The following is a 21,599-nucleotide window of genomic DNA, read 5'->3' as shown; positions in this document are numbered from 1 at the left end:
CCCTTAAGACTGCAAGACGTCTGCAAGGCGCTCAAGACGGCCGCGTACGCTGCCATCAATGACCATATCACCCGCACGGATGATAATACCTGCCATAACAGACTTATCGATTTTGCAATTCAGCTTAACTTTGCGTGACAGACGTTTTTCCATCGCGCTGACGATCCTGGCAAGCTGTTCATCACTCAGTTGGTTGGCAGATATTACTTCTACCTCTGCGATGGCCTCACTGGCCGCGCGCAGGTGAATGAATTGCTCAAGAACGTCCGGGAGCACCTTCAGACGATTATTTTCCGCCATCACCTTAATCAGGTTCTGGCCATTTTCGTCGAGTTGCTCGCCGCAGATAGCGATAAACGCTTCTGAGAGCGTTTCCGGCGCCAAAGCACCGGAGAGAAGCTCTGCCATTTGGTCGTTTTTGGTCACTTCGGCGGCAAACGCCAGCATATCCTGCCAGCGTTCAACACTGTTGTGTTCGACGGCAAAGTCAAAAGCTGCTTTGGCGTAGGGGCGAGCTACCGTTACAAATTCAGACATCAGCCCCTCCCTCCTTACAGTTCAGCGACAAGTTTATCCACGATGTCGCTGTTAGCAGCTTCATCCACGGAACGTTCGATGATCTTCTCGGCGCCAGCAACAGCCAGGATAGCGACCTGCTTACGCAGCTCCTCGCGTGCACGTTTACGCTCAGCATCAATTTCAGCCTGCGCTTGTGCAACGATTTTGGTGCGTTCCTGTTCTGCTTCAGCTTTAGCTTCGTCCAGAATCTGAGAGCGGCGCTTGTTCGCCTGCTCAATGATTACCTGGGCTTCCGCTTTCGCTTTTTTCAGCTGGTCGGTCGCGTTGGCCTGTGCAAGGTCCAAATCTTTCTTAGCGCGTTCTGCAGAAGCTAAACCGTCAGAAATCTCTTTCTGGCGTTTTTCGATGGCAGCCATTAAAGGCGGCCATACGTATTTCATGCAGAACCATACGAAGATAACAAACGCGATGGCCTGGCCGAGGATTGTTGCGTTCATGTTCACAGCACAATACCTCTTTAATTAACTCTGTGGCTTAGGTTTCTAACAACTTACTACGCGACGGCGAACATCACGTACAGACCCAGACCTACAGCGATCATCGGGATAGCATCCACCAGACCCATAACGATAAAGAACTGAGTACGCAGCAGAGGGATCAGATCCGGCTGACGCGCTGCGCCTTCCAGGAATTTACCTCCGAGGATGCCGATACCGATCGCAGCACCGATTGCCGCCAGACCCATCATCACAGCGGCAGCCATGTACAGCAGATCCATATTCAGGTTTTCCATGACAGTCTCCAGTTTGTTTCAGTTAAAACGTAGTAGTGTTGGTAAAAAATCAATGCTCTTCAGATGCCATCGACAGATAGACAATCGTCAGAACCATGAAGATGAAGGCTTGCAGCGTAATAATCAGGATGTGGAAAATGGCCCAAGGCACATTCAGAACCCACTGTGACCACCACGGCAACAGACCAGCAATCAGAATGAAAATCAGCTCACCGGCATACATGTTGCCGAACAGTCGCAGACCGAGAGAGACCGGTTTGGACAGCAGGCTTACCCCTTCAAGGATTAAGTTGACAGGAATGAACGCCCAGTGATTGAACGGCTGCATGGTCAGTTCTTTAACGAACCCACCAACGCCTTTCATTTTGATGCTGTAGAAAATAATCAGGATGAACACGCCAAGCGCCATCGACAGGGTGATGTTCACGTCGGCAGACGGAACCACGCGCAGTGCAGGCAGGCCGAGTATGTGCTCACCGATCCAAGGTAAGAAATCGATAGGCAAGAGGTCCATCAGGTTCATCAGGAAGACCCAGACGAACACGGTCAGCGCCAGCGGCGCGATAACCTTGCTCTTGCCATGGTACATGTCTTTGACGCTGCCATGGACGAAGCCGATGATCATTTCGATGAAGGTTTGGAATTTCCCTGGTACGCCGCTGGTCGCTTTCTTAGCAACGCTACGGAACATGGCAAGGAACAGCAGACCGAGAACCACCGAGAAGAACATGGAGTCAATGTTGAGCGTCCAGAAGGTGGCTGTGTGGTTGTGCGGATCCACCAGCGAGAATGTACGCAGGTCCAACTGAAGGTTGTTCAGATGGTGTCCTATGTAATCCTGCGGCGTCATATTTTCTGAAGCCATGATGCCTTTACCCTTTGTTGTTAATTACAGCTGGCGCCAGAACTTGTACCACCAGCACCAAAACCCACGTCACGATCAGTGGCAAAAATACCACTTTTAAAACGGCCAGCGCCACCGCCAGAAGGGCGAAGGTCAGCAACACCTTGAAGGCTTCACCGAAGGCGAAGGTCCAGGCCACACGGCCTTTTGCTGGTGTATGCGCCTGATGACGCCAGGCAAAAATTATAAACATCAGATTTGGCAAGGCCACTGCCAAACCGCCGCATACAGCGGAAATGCCCCAGAAGGGGTCTTTGAGGCTGAACAGCAGTCCATTTGCCATTACTGCCAGTAACTGAATAAACAGAAGCTTGCGAGCAACGTTTCGACTCAAGAGCGACACTGACATCACGTTTTTACTCCTGCTCCCTTTGAGGTATGTCGCGTGTCGTATAAAACGTCCTTTAAGACGAAGAGTCAAGCATCAAAAAGCGGACAAATTATACGGTGACGCCCCGTGATTTCAAACAATAAGTAGCAAAATAGTGAATAAATGTTTAATTATTTTCCAACGGACAACTTTCCGTGCATTTCAGCGTTCTGTGAGCGGTCATACAAAACTGCAAATAACGAGGAAACACGGCAATTAAAGCGTGCATCAGATCACATAATAAACATTTCAAGCGCCCTTTAATGAATCAAGGACATAAAACACTATTTTTCATGCTTTTGATATTCAAGATAAAAAGTGAGGACATTATCTAAAACAACCTCACATACAATAAAAACCTTTTATTGACATTTATAATAAAAATTTAACATCACTATGCTGTTCATCATTGTCGATTTTTAGCACCCTGATATTTTCAAAGTTGACTATTTTGTCAGTGAATCACTTACGCTAAGTTAACTGCAAGAAAAGCCTTAGTAAAAACAAGGTTAAATGCAGCCCGTTAATATCGGGGGACGTCCTTTATTTTTGTAACATGCGCGGGCCACATTTTTTCCACATTTTTTGATAAAAATTAACTCGATTTTGGCTTAATCACCACCAGGTGCCGCTCCCCTTCCAACCGAGGAACATGCAGCTCAATCACCTCGACAATGTCATACCCTTCCGGCAGACTTTCCATTTCTTCTTTTTGCGCTAACCCTTTGAGCGCATAGAAGTGACCATTCGCTGCAGGCAGATGATGGCACCAGCTCACCATATCATTAAGCGATGCGAAAGCGCGGCTTATCACGCCATCAAACGGCGGCTCGGCCGGGAAGGCTTCCACGCGGCTCTGCACCGGGGTGACGTTATCCAGCTTCAGCTCGTGCTGCACCTGACGCAGGAAGCGCACGCGCTTGCCAAGGCTGTCCAGCAGGGTGAAATGTGACTCCGGACATACGATGGCCAACGGGATCCCCGGCAACCCCGGGCCCGTACCAACATCGATAAAGCGCGAGCCCTGCAGATAAGGCGCCACGATGATGCTGTCGAGAATATGACGCACCAGCATCTCATTCGGATCGCGAACGGAGGTCAGGTTATAGGCTTTGTTCCACTTATCGAGCAGTCCGACGTAAGCCACCAGCTGATTTTTCTGGTGATCGGTGAGCGAAATACCCGCTTCATCCAGCAGACGAGAAAGTTTGTTGAGCACGGTAAGTACCTTCAAAAAATAATGAGCCCGGAGGCGCTAACGCTTACCGGGCTATGAATGATAAAGGCGAACGCTGATTATGCAACTGGGAAATCAGCGCGGCAGGCAGCCGCAATCAGGCGCTGCGGCGCAGCATCCCCTGCTTTTTCAGCCAAACCAGCAAAATAGAGATCGCCGCCGGGGTGATCCCGGAGATACGTGACGCCTGCCCTATCGACGACGGTTTATGGTCGTTCAGTTTGGCAATCACCTCGTTAGACAGCCCAGTGACCTGGCGGTAGTCGAGAGTCGCTGGCAGCAAGGTATTCTCATTGCGCTGTTGTTTCTCAATCTCATCCTGCTGGCGCGCGATATAGCCCTCATACTTCACCTGGATCTCTACCTGCTCAGCCGCCTGACGATCTTCCAGTCCCGGGGTGAATGGCGAGAGTTGAACCAGCTGTTCGTAGGTCATTTCCGGACGACGCAGCAGATCTTCGCCGCTAGCTTCACGCGACAACGGCGCGGTCAGGTGAGCGTTCACTTCGTTGGCGCTCTCTGCCTGCGGATTCACCCAGGTGGATTTCAGACGCTGGCGTTCACGTTCGATGCTTTCCAGCTTCTCGTTGTAGCGCGCCCAGCGTTCGTCATCCACCAGACCCAGCTCGCGCCCCTGTTCGGTCAGACGCAAATCGGCGTTGTCTTCGCGCAGCATCAGACGATATTCAGCGCGGGAAGTAAACATGCGGTACGGTTCTTTGGTACCCAGGGTGCAGAGGTCATCTACCAGCACGCCGAGGTAAGCCTGATCGCGACGCGGCGCCCAGCCCTCTTTTTCCGCAGAGAAGCGGGCGGCGTTAAGTCCGGCCAGCAGCCCCTGAGCCGCCGCCTCTTCATAACCGGTGGTACCGTTGATTTGGCCGGCGAAGAACAGACCCTGAATAAATTTGCTCTCAAGCGTTGGCTTCAGATCGCGCGGGTCGAAGAAATCGTACTCAATAGCGTAGCCTGGACGGACGATCCGCGCATTCTCCATCCCCTGCATCGAGCGGACGATTTGCATTTGCACATCAAACGGTAGGCTGGTGGATATACCGTTCGGATAAATTTCGTTTGAGGTCAGTCCTTCCGGCTCGAGGAAGATCTGATGCTGGTTGCGATCGGCAAAGCGCATGACTTTGTCTTCGATCGACGGGCAATAGCGAGGTCCGATCCCTTCGATCACTCCGGCGTACATAGGACTGCGATCGAGGTTATTGCGGATCACATCGTGGGTTTTCTCGTTAGTGTGGGTGATATAGCACGGTACCTGGCGCGGATGCTGATCCGCGGATCCCATGAACGAGAAGACCGGCATCGGGTTATCGCCATGCTGCTGCGCCAGCACGCTGAAATCGATGGTGCGCGCGTCAATACGCGGCGGAGTACCGGTTTTCAGACGACTTACGCGCAGAGGCAATTCACGCAGACGACGAGACAGCGGGATAGACGGCGGATCGCCGGCGCGGCCGCCGCTGTAGTTGTCCAGACCAATATGGATTTTGCCGTCAAGGAAGGTCCCGACGGTCAGCACTACCGCTTTAGCGCGGAATTTGAGGCCCATCTGGGTGACGGCGCCCACGACGCGATCGTTTTCGACAATCAGATCTTCAACCGCCTGCTGGAAGATCATCAGGTTCGGCTGGTTCTCCAGCGCGGTACGTACTGCCTGACGATAAAGCACGCGGTCAGCCTGGGCGCGGGTGGCGCGCACTGCCGGTCCTTTGCTGGCGTTTAGTATCCTAAACTGAATACCCGCCTGATCGATCGCTTTGGCCATCAAACCGCCGAGCGCATCCACTTCTTTTACCAGGTGTCCTTTCCCAATGCCGCCAATCGCCGGGTTGCAACTCATTTGCCCCAGCGTGTCGATATTGTGTGTCAAAAGCAGGGTTTGTTGACCCATACGCGCTGCGGCCATTGCGGCCTCAGTGCCTGCATGACCCCCGCCAATGATAATGACGTCAAAAGGATCCTGATAAAACATGGTGGTCTGCCTCGCATAAAGCGGTATGAAAATGGATTGAAGCCCGGGCCGTGGATTCTACTCAACTTTCGTCTTTCGAGAAAGACTCCGGGATCCTGAGTATTAAAAAGAAGATCTTTATATAGAGATCTGTTCTATTGTGATCTCTTATTAGGATCGACTCTCTTTGTGGATAAGTCGGATCCGCGAAGTAAGATCAAAAGCTTAAGAAGGATCACTATCTGTGAATGATCGGTGATCCTGGTCCGTATAAGCTGGGATCAGAATGAAGGGTTATGCACAGCTCAAAAACCATACTACGGTTATTCTTTGGATAACTACCGGTTGATCCAAGCTTTTAAGCATGGTTATCCACAGAAGATCGGACGATCTTTACAATTCTCAGAGCAAATTTTTCCAGGATCCCAGCCAGATTTCCGCTGGATCCTCCGGAATTTCGTGTTCAAGGACGTTGATCTTCAGCGTCTCACCGATCTGTTTTGCCCCGCAGGCCTTCAGCGCCGCTTCTAATTTATCGATCGCGCCGCAAAAGGTGTCGTATTCGCGGCTGCCGATCCCTATAGCGCCAAAGCGCACGGCGGAAAGATCGGCCTGCTTCTCCTGCAGCGCGTCATAGAAGGGAACCAGGTTGTCGGGAATGTCGCCGGCGCCATGGGTGGAAGAGATAATTAACCAGATCCCTTGCGCCTGCAGATCGTCCACCAGCGGACCGTGCTGGATTTCAGTGCTATAGCCGGCTTCTTCCAGCTTTTCCGCCAGATGCTCTGCTACATATTCCGCACTGCCCAGGGTGCTGCCGCTGATAAGTGTAATGTCTGCCATAGATCGCCGATCGCCCGCTCAACTGTTCAGAGTGGCGTATTGTACGCTGTGAGCGAGCTGGGATCTACCTGTGGAAAAATGTGGGATTAAAAAAAGCGATCAGGGCTTGATGGTGCGCATGATCGGGTTCTGCAGCACGATCAGAGTTTCAGTGGACTGAATTTCATCGATTGTTTGGATCTTGTTGATAAGTACCTGCTGCAGAGCATCGATGGATTTACACATCACCTTAATAAAGATGCTGTAGTGGCCGGTGGTGTAGTAAGCCTCGGTGACCTCCTCCAGACTTTCCAGGCGGGCGAGGGCGGAGGGATAGTCTTTGGCGCTTTTTAAAATAATGCCGATGAAGCAACCGACGTCGTAGCCCAGCTGCTTGGGGCTGACGTCAATGCGCGCGCCGGTAATGATACCCGCCTGCTTCATCTTTTCGACGCGCACGTGAATGGTGCCCGGGCTGACGCTGAACTGTTTGGCCAGTTCGGCATAGGCGGTACGGGCGTTGGCCATCAGCGCATCAAGAATGCCGCGGTCCAGATTGTCGATCTGATAATTTTCCATATCTTTTTCTTATGAAGTTTGAGGGGTCTTACTATTTTAGCGCCATATTTTAATGAATTGAAAGTTGATGCGCCTTTTTATTGATTGATTATTGTATTGCCGCCCTGTTTTGTTGCTTAATCAATGGCAACAGGACGCAGGAGTCATAAAAATGAAAACCGCATATATCGCAAAACAACGCCAGATCAGTTTCGTTAAATCCCACTTTTCCCGTCAGCTGGAAGAGAAGCTTGGCCTGATTGAAGTCCAGGCGCCAATCTTAAGCCGCGTGGGCGATGGGACGCAGGATAACTTGTCCGGCTGCGAGAAAGCGGTTCAGGTAAAAGTGAAAACACTGCCCGACGCCCAGTTCGAAGTGGTTCATTCGCTGGCGAAGTGGAAGCGTCAAACCCTGGGACAACACGACTTCAGCGCGGGCGAAGGGCTGTACACGCACATGAAAGCCCTTCGCCCCGATGAAGACCGTCTGACGCCTATCCATTCCGTCTATGTTGACCAGTGGGACTGGGAGCGCGTGATGGGGGATGAAGAGCGTCACGTCGGCACCCTGAAGGCAACCGTCGAGGCGATCTACGCCGGGATCAAAGCCACCGAGCTGGCGGTCAGCCAGGAGTTTGGCCTGACGCCATTCCTGCCGGAACAGATCCATTTTGTTCACAGCCAGGAGCTGCTGAGCCGCTATCCGGAGCTTGATGCCAAAGGTCGTGAGCGGGCTATTGCCAAAGAGCTGGGCGCCGTCTTCTTAATTGGTATCGGCGGCAAACTAGCTGATGGCAAGCGCCACGACGTGCGTGCGCCGGATTATGATGACTGGAGTACTGAGGTTTCTGAAGGTTTTGCCGGCCTGAACGGCGATATCCTGGTGTGGAACCCGGTGCTGGAGGATGCGTTCGAGATCTCCTCGATGGGGATCCGCGTTGACGCCGAGGCGCTAAAGCGCCAGCTGGCGCTGACCGGCGATGAAGATCGCCTGAAACTGGAGTGGCACCAGGCGCTGCTGCGCGGCGAGATGCCGCAGACTATCGGCGGCGGCATTGGCCAGTCTCGTTTGACGATGCTGTTGCTGCAGCTTGACCATATTGGTCAGGTGCAGTGCGGCGTATGGCCAGCGCAGGTTCGCGAAAGCGTTTCCGCGCTGCTGTAACGATTAGCGCCGCCAGCGTCGCAGCAGGCGGCTACGCAGCCCGGTGTCAAAGCGCCAGATATGATCGAAGATGCGCATGATGCCGGGTTTGCCGTGAACCGACATCGCCACCGCGTGAAAACGGTGCTGATGCTTACGCTGTAACTCCCCCACTTGAGCAATCACCTCATCCGGCAACCGTTGGGCAATAAAGTCGGAGATCACCACGGCATCCGCATCCACCCACTGCGGGTTTTGCAAACGTTCAATAATGGCGCGAAAACAGCTGGCCAGATCGGTGCCGCCGCGAAAACGCTGGCTCAGGAAACGGATCGCCTGCTCCAGTCCGCTCTCGCTGGTCAACTCGTAATGCACCACTTCGCTGGAAAACAGCATAATGAAGCAGCGACGGTTATCGGCCAGCGCGATGCGCATCAGGGCCAGACAAAAGGCCTTAGCGCACTGTTCGTTAAAACCGCCCATCGATCCTGACGTATCGACGCAGACAATGAACGGCCCGCGCGGTTGCTCATCAAAATCCTGCCGCGTTACCGGGCGTTCGGTAATTTTCTCGCGCCAGGCATCGCCGTGTAGCCGGTAGGTGAGCAGCTGTTTCTCCACCAGCTTGCGATAAAATTCAAACTCCAGCTCCGTGATGCCAAGCGTCGCCAGCTCCGGCGGCAGCAGGCGTAGAATGTCGTCGCTCTGCTGGAGGCCGTCGACCTGTTCAGGCACCGTTGCCGGCTCGCGTACCAGGCTGCGGAAGGTTTCCATCGGCGCATCTTTCTTCGGCACGGATTTCGCTTCCCTTGAACGCCCCAGCTGTTCCGCCAGCTGCAGCAGCTCCGGTTGCTGGTTAAGAAAATCGCCATAGCGCACGATCAGCTGGTAGTCGCCTCGTTTGAGTTCGCCGGCGCTCATATCCCACAGGCGTCCGGCGGCGGTATCATTTTCCGCCAGCACCGGATCGAGCTGACCGCTGAGCGTCATTCGTTCCTGGACCTCACTGAGCAACTGGTCGCGCTCCTCGTCCAGCAGCTGCTGGTTAAGGCTGGTGGCTTGCACCACCAGGCTCAGGCGCCAGCGCTGTAAAAACAGCGTATGCAGCGCCGGGGTAAAGGTGGCATTGTCATCCACCAGCTTCTGCGCCTGGGCGGCAAAAGGGGACTGGAGCTGGTGCAGTTTGCCGAGAATTTGCGGGAGCTGGACGATAAACTGCGAGGTAGAGAGCAGCTGAGCCTGCTGATAGGTTTGCACTTCGGCGTCCAGATCCGGCGGGATGTTAACTTCTTTTAAGCGGGCGCGAACGGCTTCCCGCCAGCGCGGAATATCCGCCGCGATGATGTTTTTCAGGCGGGGAAATTTTTCAAAGAACACCGCCAGTTGAGGAGAGGCCAACAGCGCCAGCAGCATCTCCTCGATCATTCCCTCTTCGCTGACTGCCAGCATGACATTCAGCATATCGAGCGTCATGGCTGCTTCGCCTGTTTAATCTGCGCGCCGACGTCCTGCAGGCTGGCTTCGATTCTTCCCAGCCATTCGACCGGGATAAACAGGCACTTTTGCTGCTCGCTGAAGCGGTTGTGTTGCTGGTGCCACTCATCATCCAGCGCTTCCAGCTGCTGGCGAATTTCCGCCGGCATATTCTCCTGCGCTGCGCTGCCGGGCAGCGCGAGGCGTGAGCCCTGCAGGCTCACATCGCGGACGACCAGATGCTGGCTGGTGTCGACATCCATATTGAGTAGTTGAGCAAAGCCGATCCCGTTGAGCTTACCGCGGATCTCGCCGCCCTTTTCCAGCCAGTTGGCTAACGCCTCGCGTTCAAAAGTAATGTGGATCACTTCCATATCGTGAAGTTTGAGCGGCTGCTGCAGCAGCAGCGTCAGGGTGGTCCCCTGGATCTCCGCCGGCAGTTCATAGTGCGGTTTGCGGCTAAACATCCCGCCAAGGCGGGTGACCTTCAGCGCCGTTTTGTCGCTTTGCTGTTGTTGGATCTGAATGCGTCGCTGCACAATCGCCCCCAACCGCGTCAGCATCGCCTGCTGTTGCCAGGCGTGACAGGTCATGAGCGTTTCCAGCTGCTGCGACATCAGGTTCATACTTTCGACGTTGTGCCACAGACAATCTTTCAGCAGGATTAGGTCGATCGGCGCGATGCTGTCGCGGCCGCTGAAGAAGGCGCTGGCCTGCAGCAGGCGAATAGCCTTTTTCCAGCGGCGATCCGAGACGTAGGGGGCATTTGGCAGGGCGTCCAGCTGCTGGCGGAGCTGGAATATCAGCTCAAACACCGCGTCCGGCAGTTTAATATTGCCGATCTGCTGCTGCCATTGGGTAAATTCCTCGTCGCTCACCTGCAGCGCGCTGGGCACTGGATTGCTGTTTTCATCCTGCTGGCTGACCAGCATCGAACGGAAATTACCTTTATCCTGCACTTTATCAAGCCATAGACGGATCAGCATTCGGTCATACAGCGCTTCCAGGCTGCTGTCGGCTTCCGGGAGTTCGTTCGACGCGGCCACCAGCAGGCGCATTGGGATTTTCTCTTCATGCGCGCCATTGCGGAAGTGACGTTCGTTAATCGCCGTCAGTAGGGTGTTGAGGATAGCCGGACCTGCTTTCCATATTTCATCGAGAAACACGATTTCCGCTTCCGGCAGGTAGCCGGCGGTTAAACGTTCGTAACGGCCTTCATCTTTCAGCGCCTGAATGGACAGTGGCCCAAAAACCTCTTCCGGGGTGGAGAAGCGGGTCATCAGGTATTCAAAAGCGCGCGCCTGCTGGAAGGCGAATTTGAGGCGGCGGGCAATCAGGCTTTTGGCGATCCCCGGTGGACCAAGCAAAAAAACGCTCTCGCCGCTGAGCGCCGCCAGCAGGCAGAGGCGTATCGCGTGGCTGCGTTCAAAGAGTCCTTTTTCGAGTGCCGCGCTGAGCCGGGAAATTCTTTCAGCCAGTAAATGTGTTTGAGCCATAATTGAGTTGCGTGCTTTGTCATGTATCGTTATTGGGACGAGTATAGATGTTAGAGCCGGGGCGGTAATAGCCTGAAGAATCGATTTATTTTTTTTGAGCCAGGTTAATATGGTGTCTGTTAGGGGTACGATTTCACAAATAATCGTGCATACTGTGCGCTTTTTGTGGGCCAAGGGACTAGGCACACATTTGTTTTATAAACGAAAAGACTAGTCTATGAGCACTGATAATAAACAATCGTTGCCGGCGTTAACGCTGGCGGCCATCGGCGTGGTGTACGGCGATATCGGTACCAGTCCACTGTATACCCTGCGCGAATGCCTGTCAGGTCAGTTTGGCTTTGGCGTAGAGCGCGATGCCGTTTTTGGCTTTTTGTCGCTGATTTTCTGGCTGTTAATCTTTACCGTATCGATCAAATACATCACCTTCGTGATGCGGGCGGATAACGCCGGGGAAGGCGGGATCTTAACGCTGATGTCGCTGGCCGGACGTAATACTTCGGCCAGAATGACCTCCGTGCTGGTGATCCTCGGCCTTATCGGCGGCAGTTTCTTCTATGGCGAAGTGGTGATTACCCCGGCGATTTCGGTAATGTCGGCGATAGAGGGGTTAGAAATTATCGCCCCGCAGCTGGATACCTGGATTGTCCCTATCTCCATTATCGTGCTCACCCTGCTGTTTGTGATCCAGAAGCACGGGACTGGCATGGTCGGCAAGCTGTTTGCGCCGATTATGCTGATCTGGTTCCTGTTGCTGGCGGTGCTGGGCGCGCGAAGCATTTACGCTAATCCGGAAGTTCTGCAGGCGCTGAACCCCTACTGGGCTGTGCACTTTTTCCTGCAATACAAGACCGTTTCCTTTATTGCGCTTGGCGCGGTGGTGCTGTCGATTACCGGGGTGGAAGCGCTGTACGCCGATATGGGCCACTTCGGCAAACTGCCGATCCGCGTTGCCTGGTTCTCCGTCGTGCTGCCCTCGTTGGTGCTGAACTATTTTGGCCAGGGCGCGCTGCTGCTGAAGCACCCGGAAGCGATTAAAAACCCGTTCTTCCTGCTGGCGCCTGAGTGGGCGCTGATCCCGATGCTGATCATCGCCACGCTGGCGACGGTTATCGCCTCCCAGGCAGTGATTTCCGGGGTCTTCTCCCTGACCCGTCAGGCAGTGCGTCTGGGCTATCTGTCGCCGATGCGCATTATCCATACCTCGGAAATGGAGTCCGGGCAGATTTACATTCCGTTCATTAACTGGCTGCTGTACGTTTCTGTGGTCATCGTTATCGTCAGCTTTGAGCATTCGTCTAACCTGGCGGCGGCGTATGGTATCGCCGTAACGGGCACCATGGTGCTGACCTCCATTCTGTCGGCGACCGTGGCGCGCAAAAACTGGCACTGGAACAAGCTGTTTGTCGGTCTGATGCTGGTGGCCTTCCTGTGCATTGATATTCCGCTGTTCTCGGCGAACCTCGATAAGATTGTCTCCGGCGGCTGGCTACCGTTGTCCCTGGGGATGGTGATGTTTACGGTGATGACGACCTGGAAGAGCGAGCGTTTCCGCCTGCTGCGCCGGATGCACGAGCATGGCAACTCGCTGGAAGCGATGATCTCTTCGCTGGAGAAGTCACCGCCAGTGCGTGTGCCGGGTACTGCGGTGTATATGTCCCGCGCCCTGAACGTGATCCCGTTTGCCCTGCTGCATAACCTGAAGCACAACAAGGTGCTGCATGAGCGAGTGATCCTCCTGACCCTGCGTACCGAAGATGCGCCTTACGTGCATAACGTTCGCCGGGTGCAGATTGAGCAGCTGTCACCGTCCTTCTGGCGGGTGGTGGCCAGCTACGGCTGGCGGGAAACGCCTAACGTTGAAGAGGTGTTCCACCGCTGTGGCCTGGAAGGACTCAGCTGCCGGATGATGGAGACCTCGTTCTTTATGTCGCATGAGTCGCTGATTATCGGCAAACGGCCATGGTATCTGCGCCTGCGCGGTAAGCTTTATCTGCTGCTGCAGCGTAACGCCCTGCGGGCGCCGGATCAGTTTGAGATCCCGCCAAACCGGGTTATCGAGCTCGGTACCCAGGTCGAAATCTGATGTCAAAAAAGCCCTTCCGTTACGAAGGGCTTTTTGTTTCTCACTCCGGTTGTTATGTCCTGTCGCTGCCTCGCGAAACGTTTCGATGGCGATCACATTTCTCTCTTCTGGTGATGGTTTTCTGCTCACGCATTGATAATAATTATTTTAGCGAAACGTTTCGCTAGTGGAGCAAAAGAGAAAAAATGAAAAAAGGCACCGTACTTAACGCTGATATTTCCGCGGTCATTTCCCGCCTGGGCCACACCGATACGCTGGTGGTCTGCGATGCCGGATTACCGGTTCCCCGCAGCAGCACGCGCATTGATATGGCGCTAACTCAGGGCGTACCTTCATTTATGCAGGTGCTGGAAGTGGTGACGACGGAAATGCAGGTTGAAGCGGCTGTCATCGCGGAAGAGATTAAAACCCATAATCCGCAGCTCCACGCGACGTTGCTCACTCACCTCGAGCAGCTGCAGCAGCACCAGGGAAATACCATTGAAATTCGTTACACCAGCCATGAGCAGTTCAAAAAACAAACCGCAGACAGTCAGGCGGTAATTCGCAGCGGGGAGTGTTCCCCGTTTGCGAATATCATTCTCTGTGCCGGCGTCACGTTCTGAGGTCGCCGTCATGGAAGCCTTATTGCAACTGAAAGGGATCGACAAAGCGTTCCCTGGCGTCAAGGCGCTCTCCGGCGCGGCGCTGAATGTCTATGCCGGCCGGGTGATGGCGCTGGTAGGGGAAAATGGCGCCGGCAAGTCCACTATGATGAAGGTGTTGACCGGGATCTACACCCGTGATGCCGGCTCTTTGCTGTGGTTAGGCAAAGAGACGACCTTTAACGGCCCAAAATCCTCCCAGGAAGCCGGGATCGGCATTATCCATCAGGAACTGAACCTGATCCCTCAGTTGACGATCGCCGAGAACATCTTCCTTGGCCGCGAGTTCGTTAACCGTTTTGGCAAAATCGACTGGAAGCAGATGTATGCCGAAGCCGACAAGCTGTTGGCAAAGCTGAATCTCCGCTTTACCAGCCAGAAACTGGTGGGCGATCTATCGATTGGCGATCAGCAAATGGTGGAGATCGCCAAAGTGCTGAGCTTCGAATCGAAAGTCATCATTATGGATGAACCGACCGATGCGCTGACCGATACCGAAACCGAATCGCTGTTCCGCGTCATCCGCGAACTGAAGTCGCAGGGGCGCGGTATCGTCTATATCTCCCACCGTATGAAAGAGATCTTCGAGATTTGCGACGACGTGACGGTCTTTCGTGACGGGCAGTTTATCGCCGAGCGCGAGGTCTCGTCGCTGGATGAGGACCGACTTATCGAGATGATGGTCGGCCGTAAGCTGGAAGACCAATATCCACACCTCGATAAGGCGCCCGGCGCGGTGCGCCTGAAGGTCGACAACCTCTGCGGCCCGGGGGTGGATAACGTGACCTTTACCCTGCGCCAGGGGGAGATCCTCGGCGTTGCCGGGCTGATGGGCGCCGGGCGGACCGAACTGATGAAAGTGCTGTACGGCGCGCTGCCGCGCAGCAGCGGTTCCGTGACGCTCGATGGCCGCGAAGTGGTGACCCGTTCGCCGCAGGATGGTCTGGCGAACGGCATTGTCTATATCTCCGAAGACCGTAAGCGCGATGGTCTGGTTCTCGGGATGTCGGTAAAAGAAAACATGTCCCTGACGGCGCTGCGCTATTTCAGCCGGGCGGGCGGTAGTCTTAAGCATAAAGATGAACAGCAGGCGGTGAGTGATTTCATCCGCCTGTTTAACGTGAAAACGCCGTCCATGGAGCAGGCGATCGGCCTGCTTTCCGGCGGCAACCAGCAAAAGGTCGCCATCGCCCGCGGGCTGATGACCCGGCCGAAGGTGCTGATCCTCGATGAACCGACCCGCGGCGTCGACGTCGGGGCGAAGAAAGAGATCTACCAGCTCATCAACCAGTTCAAAGCCGACGGCCTGAGCATCATTCTGGTCTCCTCCGAGATGCCGGAAGTGTTGGGCATGAGCGATCGCATCATAGTGATGCATGAAGGGCATCTCGGCGGTGAATTCACACGCGAGCAGGCCACCCAGGAAGTATTGATGGCTGCCGCTGTGGGCAAGCTTAACCGTGTGAATCAGGAGTAAGAAAGATGACAACCCAGGCTGTTTCTGGTCGCCGCTATTTCACAAAAGCGTGGCTGATGGAGCAAAAATCGCTGATTGCCCTGCTGGTGCTGATCGCGGTGGTATCGACCATGAGCCCCAACTTTTTTACCGTCAATAACCTGTTCAATATTCTGCAGCAAACCTCCGTTAACGCCATTATGGCGGTAGGGATGACGCTGGTCATACTGACCTCGGGGATCGATCTGTCCGTCGGTTCCCTGCTGGCGCTCACCGGTGCGGTGGCAGCGTCGATCGTTGGCATTGAGGTTAATGCGCTGGTGGCGGTCGCGGCTGCCCTCGCATTAGGTGCGGCGATCGGCGCAGTCACCGGGGTGATTGTAGCGAGAGGCCGCGTGCAGGCCTTCATCGCCACCCTGGTGATGATGCTGCTGCTGCGCGGCGTAACCATGGTGTACACCAACGGCAGCCCGATCAATACCGGCTTTAGCGATAATGCCGATCTGTTCGGCTGGTTTGGCATCGGGCGTCCGCTGGGGATCCCAACGCCGGTATGGATCATGGCGATTGTCTTCCTGGCGGCCTGGTACATGCTGCACCATACTCGCCTGGGCCGTTATATTTATGCCCTGGGCGGTAATGAAGCGGCGACGCGTCTGTCCGGGATTAGCGTCAATAAAGTTAAAATTATCGTTTACGCCTTGTGCGGAATGCTGGCTTCGCTGGCCGGGATCATCGAAGTGGCGCGTCTCTCCTCCGCGCAGCCGACAGCGGGGACGGGCTATGAGCTGGACGCCATTGCGGCGGTGGTGCTCGGCGGCACCAGCCTCGCTGGTGGCAAAGGACGCATTGTCGGCACGCTGATTGGTGCGCTGATCCTTGGCTTCCTGAATAATGGTCTTAATCTTTTAGGCGTTTCTTCCTATTACCAGATGATCGTTAAAGCGGTGGTGATTTTGCTGGCGGTACTGGTAGATAACAAAAAGCAGTAACTGAGAACTCTACAGGACATCTTAACTATGAATATGAAAAAACTGGCGACCCTGGTCTCTGCTGTTGCGCTAAGTGCGACCGTTAGCGCGAACGCGATGGCCAAAGACACCATCGCTCTGGTTATCTCTACCCTCAACAACCCGTTCTTCGTGTCGCTGAAAGACGGCGCGCAAAAAGAAGCTGACAAGCTGGGCTACAACCTGGTGGTGCTGGATTCCCAGAACAACCCGGCGAAAGAGCTGGCGAACGTCCAGGATTTAACGGTGCGCGGCACCAAGCTGCTGCTGATCAACCCCACCGACTCTGATGCCGTCGGCAACGCCGTGAAGATGGCGAACCAGGCGAAAATCCCGGTCATCACTCTCGACCGTCAGGCGACAAAAGGCGATGTCGTGAGCCATATCGCCTCTGACAACGTGCAGGGTGGGAAAATGGCTGGCGATTACATCGCGAAAAAAGTGGGTGAAAGTGCAAAAGTCATTGAGCTGCAGGGCATTGCCGGAACTTCTGCGGCGCGCGAGCGTGGCGAAGGCTTTAAACAGGCCGTGGCGGCGCACAAATTCAACGTCCTGGCCAGCCAGCCGGCCGATTTCGACCGCACCAAAGGCCTGAACGTGATGCAGAACCTGCTGACCGCACATCCTGACGTCCAGGCAGTGTTCGCGCAAAATGATGAAATGGCGCTGGGCGCCCTGCGCGCGCTGCAGACCGCAGGCAAGTCCGATGTGATGGTGGTTGGATTTGACGGCACTCCGGATGGCGAAAAAGCAGTAAACAGTGGCAAACTGGCGGCGACCGTCGCACAGTTGCCGGAGCAGATCGGCGCGAAAGGCGTTGAGACTGCTGATAAGGTACTGAAGGGCGAAAAAGTGGAAGCTAACTACCCGGTTGAGCTGAAGCTGGTCGTTAAGCAGTAATATGCGATTCGGACTGGCAACGGTCCGAGGGACAATATAAAAAAAGAAAAGCAGGGCATGCGCCACCGGATCCCGGTGGCGCGCTTTCCCGGGAACAGAAATGATGAAAACTGCAGGCAAACTTGTCGTCCTTGGCAGTATCAATGCCGATCACATTCTTAACCTTGACGCTTTCCCGACGCCGGGCGAAACCGTCACCGGCCACCATTATCAGGTGGCGTTCGGTGGAAAAGGGGCCAACCAGGCGGTGGCCGCCGGGCGCAGCGGAGCGGATATCGCGTTTATCGCCTGCACCGGCGATGACGATATCGGTGAACGCATCCGTCGTCAGCTGGCGAGCGATAAAATCGACGTGGCGCCCGTGCGCGCGGTTGCCGGGGAAGCGACCGGGGTGGCATTAATTTTCGTTAACGCTGAAGGTGAGAATGTCATCGGTATTCATGCCGGCGCCAATGCGGCGCTTTCCGTCTCCCAGGTTGAGGCGGAAAAAGAGCGTATCGCCAGCGCACAGGCGTTGTTGATGCAGCTGGAGTCGCCGCTGGAGAGCGTCATAGCGGCGGCGAAAATCGCCCATCACCATCACACCACCGTGGTGCTGAACCCCGCGCCAGCGCGTGAACTACCGGATGAACTGCTGGCGCTGGTGGATATTATTACCCCTAACGAAACCGAAGCGGAAAAGCTGACCGGTATTCGCGTTGAGAGTGACGAAGATGCGGCAAAAGCCGCCGACGTGCTGCATGCCAAAGGCATTGGTACGGTGATGATCACCCTCGGCAGCCGCGGCGTCTGGCTCAGTGCCGAAGGCGAAAGCCGCCGGATCCCAGGGTTTCGCGTACAGGCCATTGATACTATCGCGGCCGGTGATACCTTTAACGGCGCGCTGGTGACCGCGCTGCTGGAAGGGACCGCCCTGCCGGAGGCGATTCGCTTTGCGCATGCCGCAGCGGCGATCGCCGTAACCCGCAAAGGCGCTCAGCCGTCCGTGCCTTGGCGCACAGAGATCGATGAATTTTTAGCGCAACAGGGGTAATGCTTGGCTACGATGAAAGATGTGGCCCGCATCGCGGGCGTTTCCACATCGACGGTGTCACACGTCATCAATAAGGACCGCTTTGTCAGCGAGGCGATTACCGCCAAAGTTGACGCTGCGATCAAAAGCCTCAACTACGCCCCCTCTGCGCTGGCGCGTAGCCTCAAGCTCAATCAAACCCGTACCATCGGCATGCTGATCACCGCCAGTACCAATCCGTTTTATTCGGAGCTGGTGCGGGGCGTGGAGCGTAGCTGCTTTGAGCGGGGTTATAGCCTCGTGCTCTGCAATACCGAAGGTGATGAGCAGCGAATGAATCGTAATCTGGAGACGCTAATGCAAAAACGCGTCGATGGATTACTCCTGCTGTGCACGGAGACTCATCAGCCCTCCCCGGAAATCATGCAGCGCTATCCGTCGGTACCGACGGTTATGATGGACTGGGCCCCCTTTGATGGCGATAGCGATCTGATTCAGGATAACTCGCTGCTCGGCGGCGATATGGTGACCCAGTATCTGATTGACCAGGGGCATTCACGCATTGCCTGTATTGCCGGCCCGCTGGATAAAACCCCGGCGCGCCTGCGTCTTGAAGGCTATCATGCCGCGATGGCGCGCTGCGGCCTGCCGGTTGCCGAAGGATATGTGGTGACCAGTGATTTTGAGTTTGGCGGCGGGTTTAGCGCGATGCAGCAGCTGCTGGCGTTGCCGCAGCGTCCGCAGGCGGTGTTTGTCGGTAACGATGCGATGGCGGTTGGCGCTTATCAGGCGTTATACCAGGCCGGGCTGCAGATTCCGCAGGATATGGCGCTGGTGGGCTACGATGATATTGAGCTGGCACGTTATATGACGCCGCCATTGACCACCATTCACCAGCCAAAGGATGAGCTGGGGGAACTGGCCATCGACGTACTGATCCATCGCATGGCCGATCCGCAGCAAAAACAGCAGCGCGTTCAGTTAACGCCGGAGCTGGTGGTTCGCGGTTCCGCTTAGCGTTTATGCCGCTCGCTAATCAGGTTGCGGCCATCCTTCGCTCTTAACAGCATAAACATCAGCGCCGATATAATGGTTATCACGCCCATGGTTATAAAGGTGTAGTGAAACTGCTGTACCGTGCTTGCATTATCAAAACCTTCATAGAAGCGTAGCACCGCAGCGCTGATGGCCACCCCGAGACTAATTGAAAGCTGCTGGGTGACGGCCAGCAGGCTGTTGCCGCTGCTGGCATTATCATCGGTCAGATCGGCCAGGGTAATGGTATTCATGGCGGTAAACTGCGTGGACATCGCCATCCCCAGCACGAACAGCGGCAGAAGAAGCATCCACAGCGGCATCTCTGGCGACTGCAGCGAGAACTGGGCGATCATAAGGCCAATAAACACGGTGATCCCCACCAGGGTCTTACGATAGCCAAACCAGCGCAGCACCTGGGTAACGGTGGATTTCGCAATAATCGAGCCGATAGCGGTGGGGGCGATCATACAGCCGGCGATAATGGCCGGATAGCCGAAACCAACCTGCAGCATCAGCGGCATCAGAAACGGTACGCAGCCGGTACCCAACCGCGTGGCGAGGTTGCCGGCAATGCCGACCGAGAACGTATGGGTCTTAAATAAAGAGAGCGAGATAAGCGGCGTCGGATGGCGACGCGCGTGACGCACATAGGCCACGAGCAGTAACAGACTGACGGCAATCACGGCCAGCGCCTGCCATGTCGCCACGATTTTTTCCCCAAACAGTTCAATACCGCTGGAAAATAACACCAGACTTAAGCCAAATAACAGAAAACCGCCTATATCGAAGCGTCGGCGCGGCGTTGTGAAATTTGGCATGTATTTACGGGCGTACAGAATGCCAATTACGCCGATCGGAATGTTTATCAGGAAAATCCAATGCCAGCTGGCCCAGGTCACAAATACCCCGCCGAGTACCGGGCCCAGAATCGGCCCCACCAATCCCGGCATGGTGACAAAGTTCAGGACCGGCAACAGTTCGCTGCGGGGGTAGGCACGCAGCAGGGCCAGCCTCGCCACCGGCATCATCATCGCCCCACCGATCCCCTGAATTACGCGAAAAATGACCAGTTCCGTTAAGGAACTGGAGAGGGCGCAGGCGAGGGAACCGAGGGTGAACAGGCTAACGGCGATGATAAAGACCCGGCGCGTGCCGAAGCGATCGGCCAGCCAGCCGCTGACCGGGATCAGCATCGCCACCGTCAGCGTATAGCTGATAATGGCCGACTGCATCGCTAAGGGAGAACGATTAAGACTGTGGGCGATAGCCGGGAGGGCGGTGTTAAGAATGGTGGCATCCAGCGCCTGCATAAAGAAGGCCATCGCCGCGATCCACGGCAGGCCAGCCATGCTGCGCCCTTTTTTTCCGCTCATGCCAAATCCTTGTTATTGATTTACGTGGTGTGGGGCGTTCAACAATGCCTGGCAGGCGAGCAACGCCCCCGGCGCATCACTGTTAAGAATGGCATCGACAATCGCCTGGTGGAGATCGAGCTTCACCACTTCATTTTGCGTAATCGACGTGAAGTAGGTGTGGTAGACCGAATGAAACAGCGAGGCGAAAGAGCTGAGGAAAGGATTACCGCTCATTTCATAGATATGTTCATGCCAGGCCATATCGACTTCTATCCAGCGTTCGCGCTGAAAATGGCGTTTCAGAGCAATCATCTCTTCCATTAATGTATTGAGCTGCGCTTTTTGCCCGGCGGTGCCGTTGGCGGCGGCGAGAAAGCAGGCCTGTGGCTCCAGGCTGCTGCGCATGACGAGAAAGTGGCTCACCACCTCTTCGAAGTTATCTTCTGTTAGCCACCAGGAGAGCAGTTCCTTATCAAGGAAATTCCAGCTGCTGCGCGGCATCACCCGGGTGCCAATGCGAGGGCGGGGCAGCAGCATGCCTTTTGCAGTAAGCGTCTTCACCGCTTCGCGGACGGCGGTACGGCTTACGCCGAACTGCTCCCCCAACTCCATTTCGCCGGGAAGAATGCTTTCCGGCTGATATTCGCCAGTCAGTATTTTTTGGGCGAGCTTTTCGGCCAGTACCCAGGAAATGTTCTTTTGTGCCGCCAGTTGCTGTGCGCTTAAAGACATAAATGCCGTTCCTTTCTTTCCTCTACTCTAACAGTATGCCACCAGGCGCCCCGTTTCGTCGGTTAAAACGGCAAAACGGCGGTT

The 21,599-nt window shown here is 55.1% G+C and carries 21 protein-coding genes; 8 read left to right on the top strand and 13 right to left on the bottom strand.

Annotated elements, in window-relative coordinates:
* Window positions 1-3: 3 nt before the first annotated feature.
* From atpH to asnC, 9 genes are all read right to left on the bottom strand, one after another.
* Window positions 4-537: a F0F1 ATP synthase subunit delta gene (gene atpH / locus AB1E37_RS25385; RefSeq protein ID WP_004144994.1), complete on the bottom strand. Its 534-nt coding sequence runs from the start codon at window positions 535-537 to the stop codon at window positions 4-6.
* Window positions 538-551: 14 nt separating this feature from the next.
* Window positions 552-1,022, bottom strand: a complete 471-nt coding sequence (atpF, locus tag AB1E37_RS25380; protein WP_004107293.1) for a F0F1 ATP synthase subunit B — start codon at window positions 1,020-1,022, stop codon at window positions 552-554.
* A 50-nt stretch (window positions 1,023-1,072) separates the two neighbouring features.
* Complete coding sequence (gene atpE, locus AB1E37_RS25375; RefSeq protein ID WP_000429386.1) at window positions 1,073-1,312, bottom strand: F0F1 ATP synthase subunit C; 240 nt, start codon at window positions 1,310-1,312, stop codon at window positions 1,073-1,075.
* A gap of 49 nt (window positions 1,313-1,361) precedes the next feature.
* Window positions 1,362-2,177: a F0F1 ATP synthase subunit A gene (gene atpB, locus AB1E37_RS25370; protein WP_004173838.1), complete on the bottom strand. Its 816-nt coding sequence runs from the start codon at window positions 2,175-2,177 to the stop codon at window positions 1,362-1,364.
* Window positions 2,178-2,184: 7 nt separating this feature from the next.
* The gene (atpI, locus tag AB1E37_RS25365; protein WP_032447963.1) at window positions 2,185-2,565 is read right to left on the bottom strand and encodes a F0F1 ATP synthase subunit I; all 381 of its coding nucleotides are present in this window, start codon (window positions 2,563-2,565) and stop codon (window positions 2,185-2,187) included.
* Between the two features lie 616 nt (window positions 2,566-3,181).
* Window positions 3,182-3,805 (bottom strand): 16S rRNA (guanine(527)-N(7))-methyltransferase RsmG, encoded by a 624-nt coding sequence (gene rsmG, locus AB1E37_RS25360; protein WP_004151554.1) that lies wholly within the window; start codon window positions 3,803-3,805, stop codon window positions 3,182-3,184.
* A gap of 115 nt (window positions 3,806-3,920) precedes the next feature.
* Entirely contained in the window at window positions 3,921-5,810 is a 1,890-nt protein-coding gene (mnmG, locus tag AB1E37_RS25355) for a tRNA uridine-5-carboxymethylaminomethyl(34) synthesis enzyme MnmG (protein WP_004144989.1), read from the bottom strand.
* Window positions 5,811-6,191: 381 nt separating this feature from the next.
* The gene (gene mioC / locus AB1E37_RS25350; protein ID WP_004144988.1) at window positions 6,192-6,632 is read right to left on the bottom strand and encodes an FMN-binding protein MioC; all 441 of its coding nucleotides are present in this window, start codon (window positions 6,630-6,632) and stop codon (window positions 6,192-6,194) included.
* Window positions 6,633-6,731: 99 nt separating this feature from the next.
* The gene (asnC, locus tag AB1E37_RS25345; RefSeq protein WP_002882510.1) at window positions 6,732-7,190 is read right to left on the bottom strand and encodes a transcriptional regulator AsnC; all 459 of its coding nucleotides are present in this window, start codon (window positions 7,188-7,190) and stop codon (window positions 6,732-6,734) included.
* Window positions 7,191-7,341: 151 nt separating this feature from the next.
* Here asnC and asnA point away from each other — a divergent pair, with 151 nt between their 5' ends.
* Window positions 7,342-8,334, top strand: a complete 993-nt coding sequence (gene asnA, locus AB1E37_RS25340; RefSeq protein WP_002882514.1) for an aspartate--ammonia ligase — start codon at window positions 7,342-7,344, stop codon at window positions 8,332-8,334.
* 3 nt (window positions 8,335-8,337) lie between these two features.
* On the opposite strand, the gene viaA is transcribed toward asnA, so the two are convergent.
* Window positions 8,338-9,786, bottom strand: a complete 1,449-nt coding sequence (gene viaA / locus AB1E37_RS25335; protein WP_002882517.1) for an ATPase RavA stimulator ViaA — start codon at window positions 9,784-9,786, stop codon at window positions 8,338-8,340.
* Window positions 9,783-11,282: an ATPase RavA gene (gene ravA / locus AB1E37_RS25330; protein ID WP_004151555.1), complete on the bottom strand. Its 1,500-nt coding sequence runs from the start codon at window positions 11,280-11,282 to the stop codon at window positions 9,783-9,785. Before ravA ends, viaA begins: the two co-directional genes overlap by 4 nt.
* 217 nt (window positions 11,283-11,499) lie before the next feature.
* Here ravA and kup point away from each other — a divergent pair, with 217 nt between their 5' ends.
* The 7 genes from kup to rbsR all read left to right on the top strand — a co-directional run bounded on the left by kup (window position 11,500) and on the right by rbsR (window position 19,407).
* Entirely contained in the window at window positions 11,500-13,368 is a 1,869-nt protein-coding gene (kup, locus tag AB1E37_RS25325; protein ID WP_002882520.1) for a low affinity potassium transporter Kup, read from the top strand.
* A gap of 185 nt (window positions 13,369-13,553) precedes the next feature.
* Entirely contained in the window at window positions 13,554-13,973 is a 420-nt protein-coding gene (gene rbsD, locus AB1E37_RS25320) for a D-ribose pyranase (protein WP_002882527.1), read from the top strand.
* Between the two features lie 10 nt (window positions 13,974-13,983).
* A complete protein-coding gene (rbsA, locus tag AB1E37_RS25315) occupies window positions 13,984-15,489 on the top strand; it encodes a ribose ABC transporter ATP-binding protein RbsA (protein ID WP_002882529.1) in 1,506 nt (501 codons plus the stop codon).
* Window positions 15,490-15,494: 5 nt separating this feature from the next.
* On the top strand, window positions 15,495-16,460 hold the full coding sequence (rbsC, locus tag AB1E37_RS25310; RefSeq protein WP_002882531.1) for a ribose ABC transporter permease: 966 nt from the start codon (window positions 15,495-15,497) through the stop codon (window positions 16,458-16,460).
* Window positions 16,461-16,487: 27 nt separating this feature from the next.
* Complete coding sequence (gene rbsB, locus AB1E37_RS25305; RefSeq protein WP_002882536.1) at window positions 16,488-17,378, top strand: ribose ABC transporter substrate-binding protein RbsB; 891 nt, start codon at window positions 16,488-16,490, stop codon at window positions 17,376-17,378.
* A gap of 100 nt (window positions 17,379-17,478) precedes the next feature.
* On the top strand, window positions 17,479-18,411 hold the full coding sequence (gene rbsK / locus AB1E37_RS25300; RefSeq protein WP_004144980.1) for a ribokinase: 933 nt from the start codon (window positions 17,479-17,481) through the stop codon (window positions 18,409-18,411).
* 3 nt (window positions 18,412-18,414) lie between these two features.
* A complete protein-coding gene (gene rbsR / locus AB1E37_RS25295) occupies window positions 18,415-19,407 on the top strand; it encodes a ribose operon transcriptional repressor RbsR (RefSeq protein ID WP_367776945.1) in 993 nt (330 codons plus the stop codon).
* Here the strand turns inward: rbsR and mdtD are convergent.
* Window positions 19,404-20,801 carry a multidrug transporter subunit MdtD gene (gene mdtD, locus AB1E37_RS25290; protein ID WP_002882539.1) on the bottom strand — a complete coding sequence of 466 codons (1,398 nt, stop codon included), beginning with the start codon at window positions 20,799-20,801 and terminating at the stop codon, window positions 19,404-19,406. The two genes, rbsR and mdtD, sit on opposite strands and share 4 nt — an antisense overlap.
* Before the next feature lie 12 nt (window positions 20,802-20,813).
* Complete coding sequence (locus tag AB1E37_RS25285) at window positions 20,814-21,515, bottom strand: FadR/GntR family transcriptional regulator (protein ID WP_002882540.1); 702 nt, start codon at window positions 21,513-21,515, stop codon at window positions 20,814-20,816.
* Window positions 21,516-21,599: the final 84 nt, after the last annotated feature.

This window comes from Klebsiella sp. Shm-1 (genome assembly GCF_040804525.1).
Classification (GTDB): Bacteria; Pseudomonadota; Gammaproteobacteria; order Enterobacterales; family Enterobacteriaceae; genus Klebsiella; species Klebsiella pneumoniae.
The sequence above is the reverse complement of the archived record's forward strand: the minus strand, read 5'-3'. Positions and strand labels throughout refer to the sequence as shown.

Excerpts from the sequence above, each read along its gene's own strand:
- atpH (WP_004144994.1), bottom strand. The coding sequence starts at position 537 with ATGTCTGAATTTGTAACGGTAGCTCGCCCCTACGCCAAAGCAGCTTTT.
- atpE (WP_000429386.1), bottom strand. The coding sequence starts at position 1,312 with ATGGAAAACCTGAATATGGATCTGCTGTACATGGCTGCCGCTGTGATG.
- atpB (WP_004173838.1), bottom strand. The coding sequence starts at position 2,177 with ATGGCTTCAGAAAATATGACGCCGCAGGATTACATAGGACACCATCTG.
- atpI (WP_032447963.1), bottom strand. The coding sequence starts at position 2,565 with ATGTCAGTGTCGCTCTTGAGTCGAAACGTTGCTCGCAAGCTTCTGTTT.
- mnmG (WP_004144989.1), bottom strand. The coding sequence starts at position 5,810 with ATGTTTTATCAGGATCCTTTTGACGTCATTATCATTGGCGGGGGTCAT.
- mioC (WP_004144988.1), bottom strand. The coding sequence starts at position 6,632 with ATGGCAGACATTACACTTATCAGCGGCAGCACCCTGGGCAGTGCGGAA.
- asnC (WP_002882510.1), bottom strand. The coding sequence starts at position 7,190 with ATGGAAAATTATCAGATCGACAATCTGGACCGCGGCATTCTTGATGCG.
- asnA (WP_002882514.1), top strand. The coding sequence starts at position 7,342 with ATGAAAACCGCATATATCGCAAAACAACGCCAGATCAGTTTCGTTAAA.
- viaA (WP_002882517.1), bottom strand. The coding sequence starts at position 9,786 with ATGACGCTCGATATGCTGAATGTCATGCTGGCAGTCAGCGAAGAGGGA.
- ravA (WP_004151555.1), bottom strand. The coding sequence starts at position 11,282 with ATGGCTCAAACACATTTACTGGCTGAAAGAATTTCCCGGCTCAGCGCG.
- kup (WP_002882520.1), top strand. The coding sequence starts at position 11,500 with ATGAGCACTGATAATAAACAATCGTTGCCGGCGTTAACGCTGGCGGCC.
- rbsD (WP_002882527.1), top strand. The coding sequence starts at position 13,554 with ATGAAAAAAGGCACCGTACTTAACGCTGATATTTCCGCGGTCATTTCC.
- rbsA (WP_002882529.1), top strand. The coding sequence starts at position 13,984 with ATGGAAGCCTTATTGCAACTGAAAGGGATCGACAAAGCGTTCCCTGGC.
- rbsC (WP_002882531.1), top strand. The coding sequence starts at position 15,495 with ATGACAACCCAGGCTGTTTCTGGTCGCCGCTATTTCACAAAAGCGTGG.
- rbsB (WP_002882536.1), top strand. The coding sequence starts at position 16,488 with ATGAATATGAAAAAACTGGCGACCCTGGTCTCTGCTGTTGCGCTAAGT.
- rbsK (WP_004144980.1), top strand. The coding sequence starts at position 17,479 with ATGATGAAAACTGCAGGCAAACTTGTCGTCCTTGGCAGTATCAATGCC.
- mdtD (WP_002882539.1), bottom strand. The coding sequence starts at position 20,801 with ATGAGCGGAAAAAAAGGGCGCAGCATGGCTGGCCTGCCGTGGATCGCG.
- AB1E37_RS25285 (WP_002882540.1), bottom strand. The coding sequence starts at position 21,515 with ATGTCTTTAAGCGCACAGCAACTGGCGGCACAAAAGAACATTTCCTGG.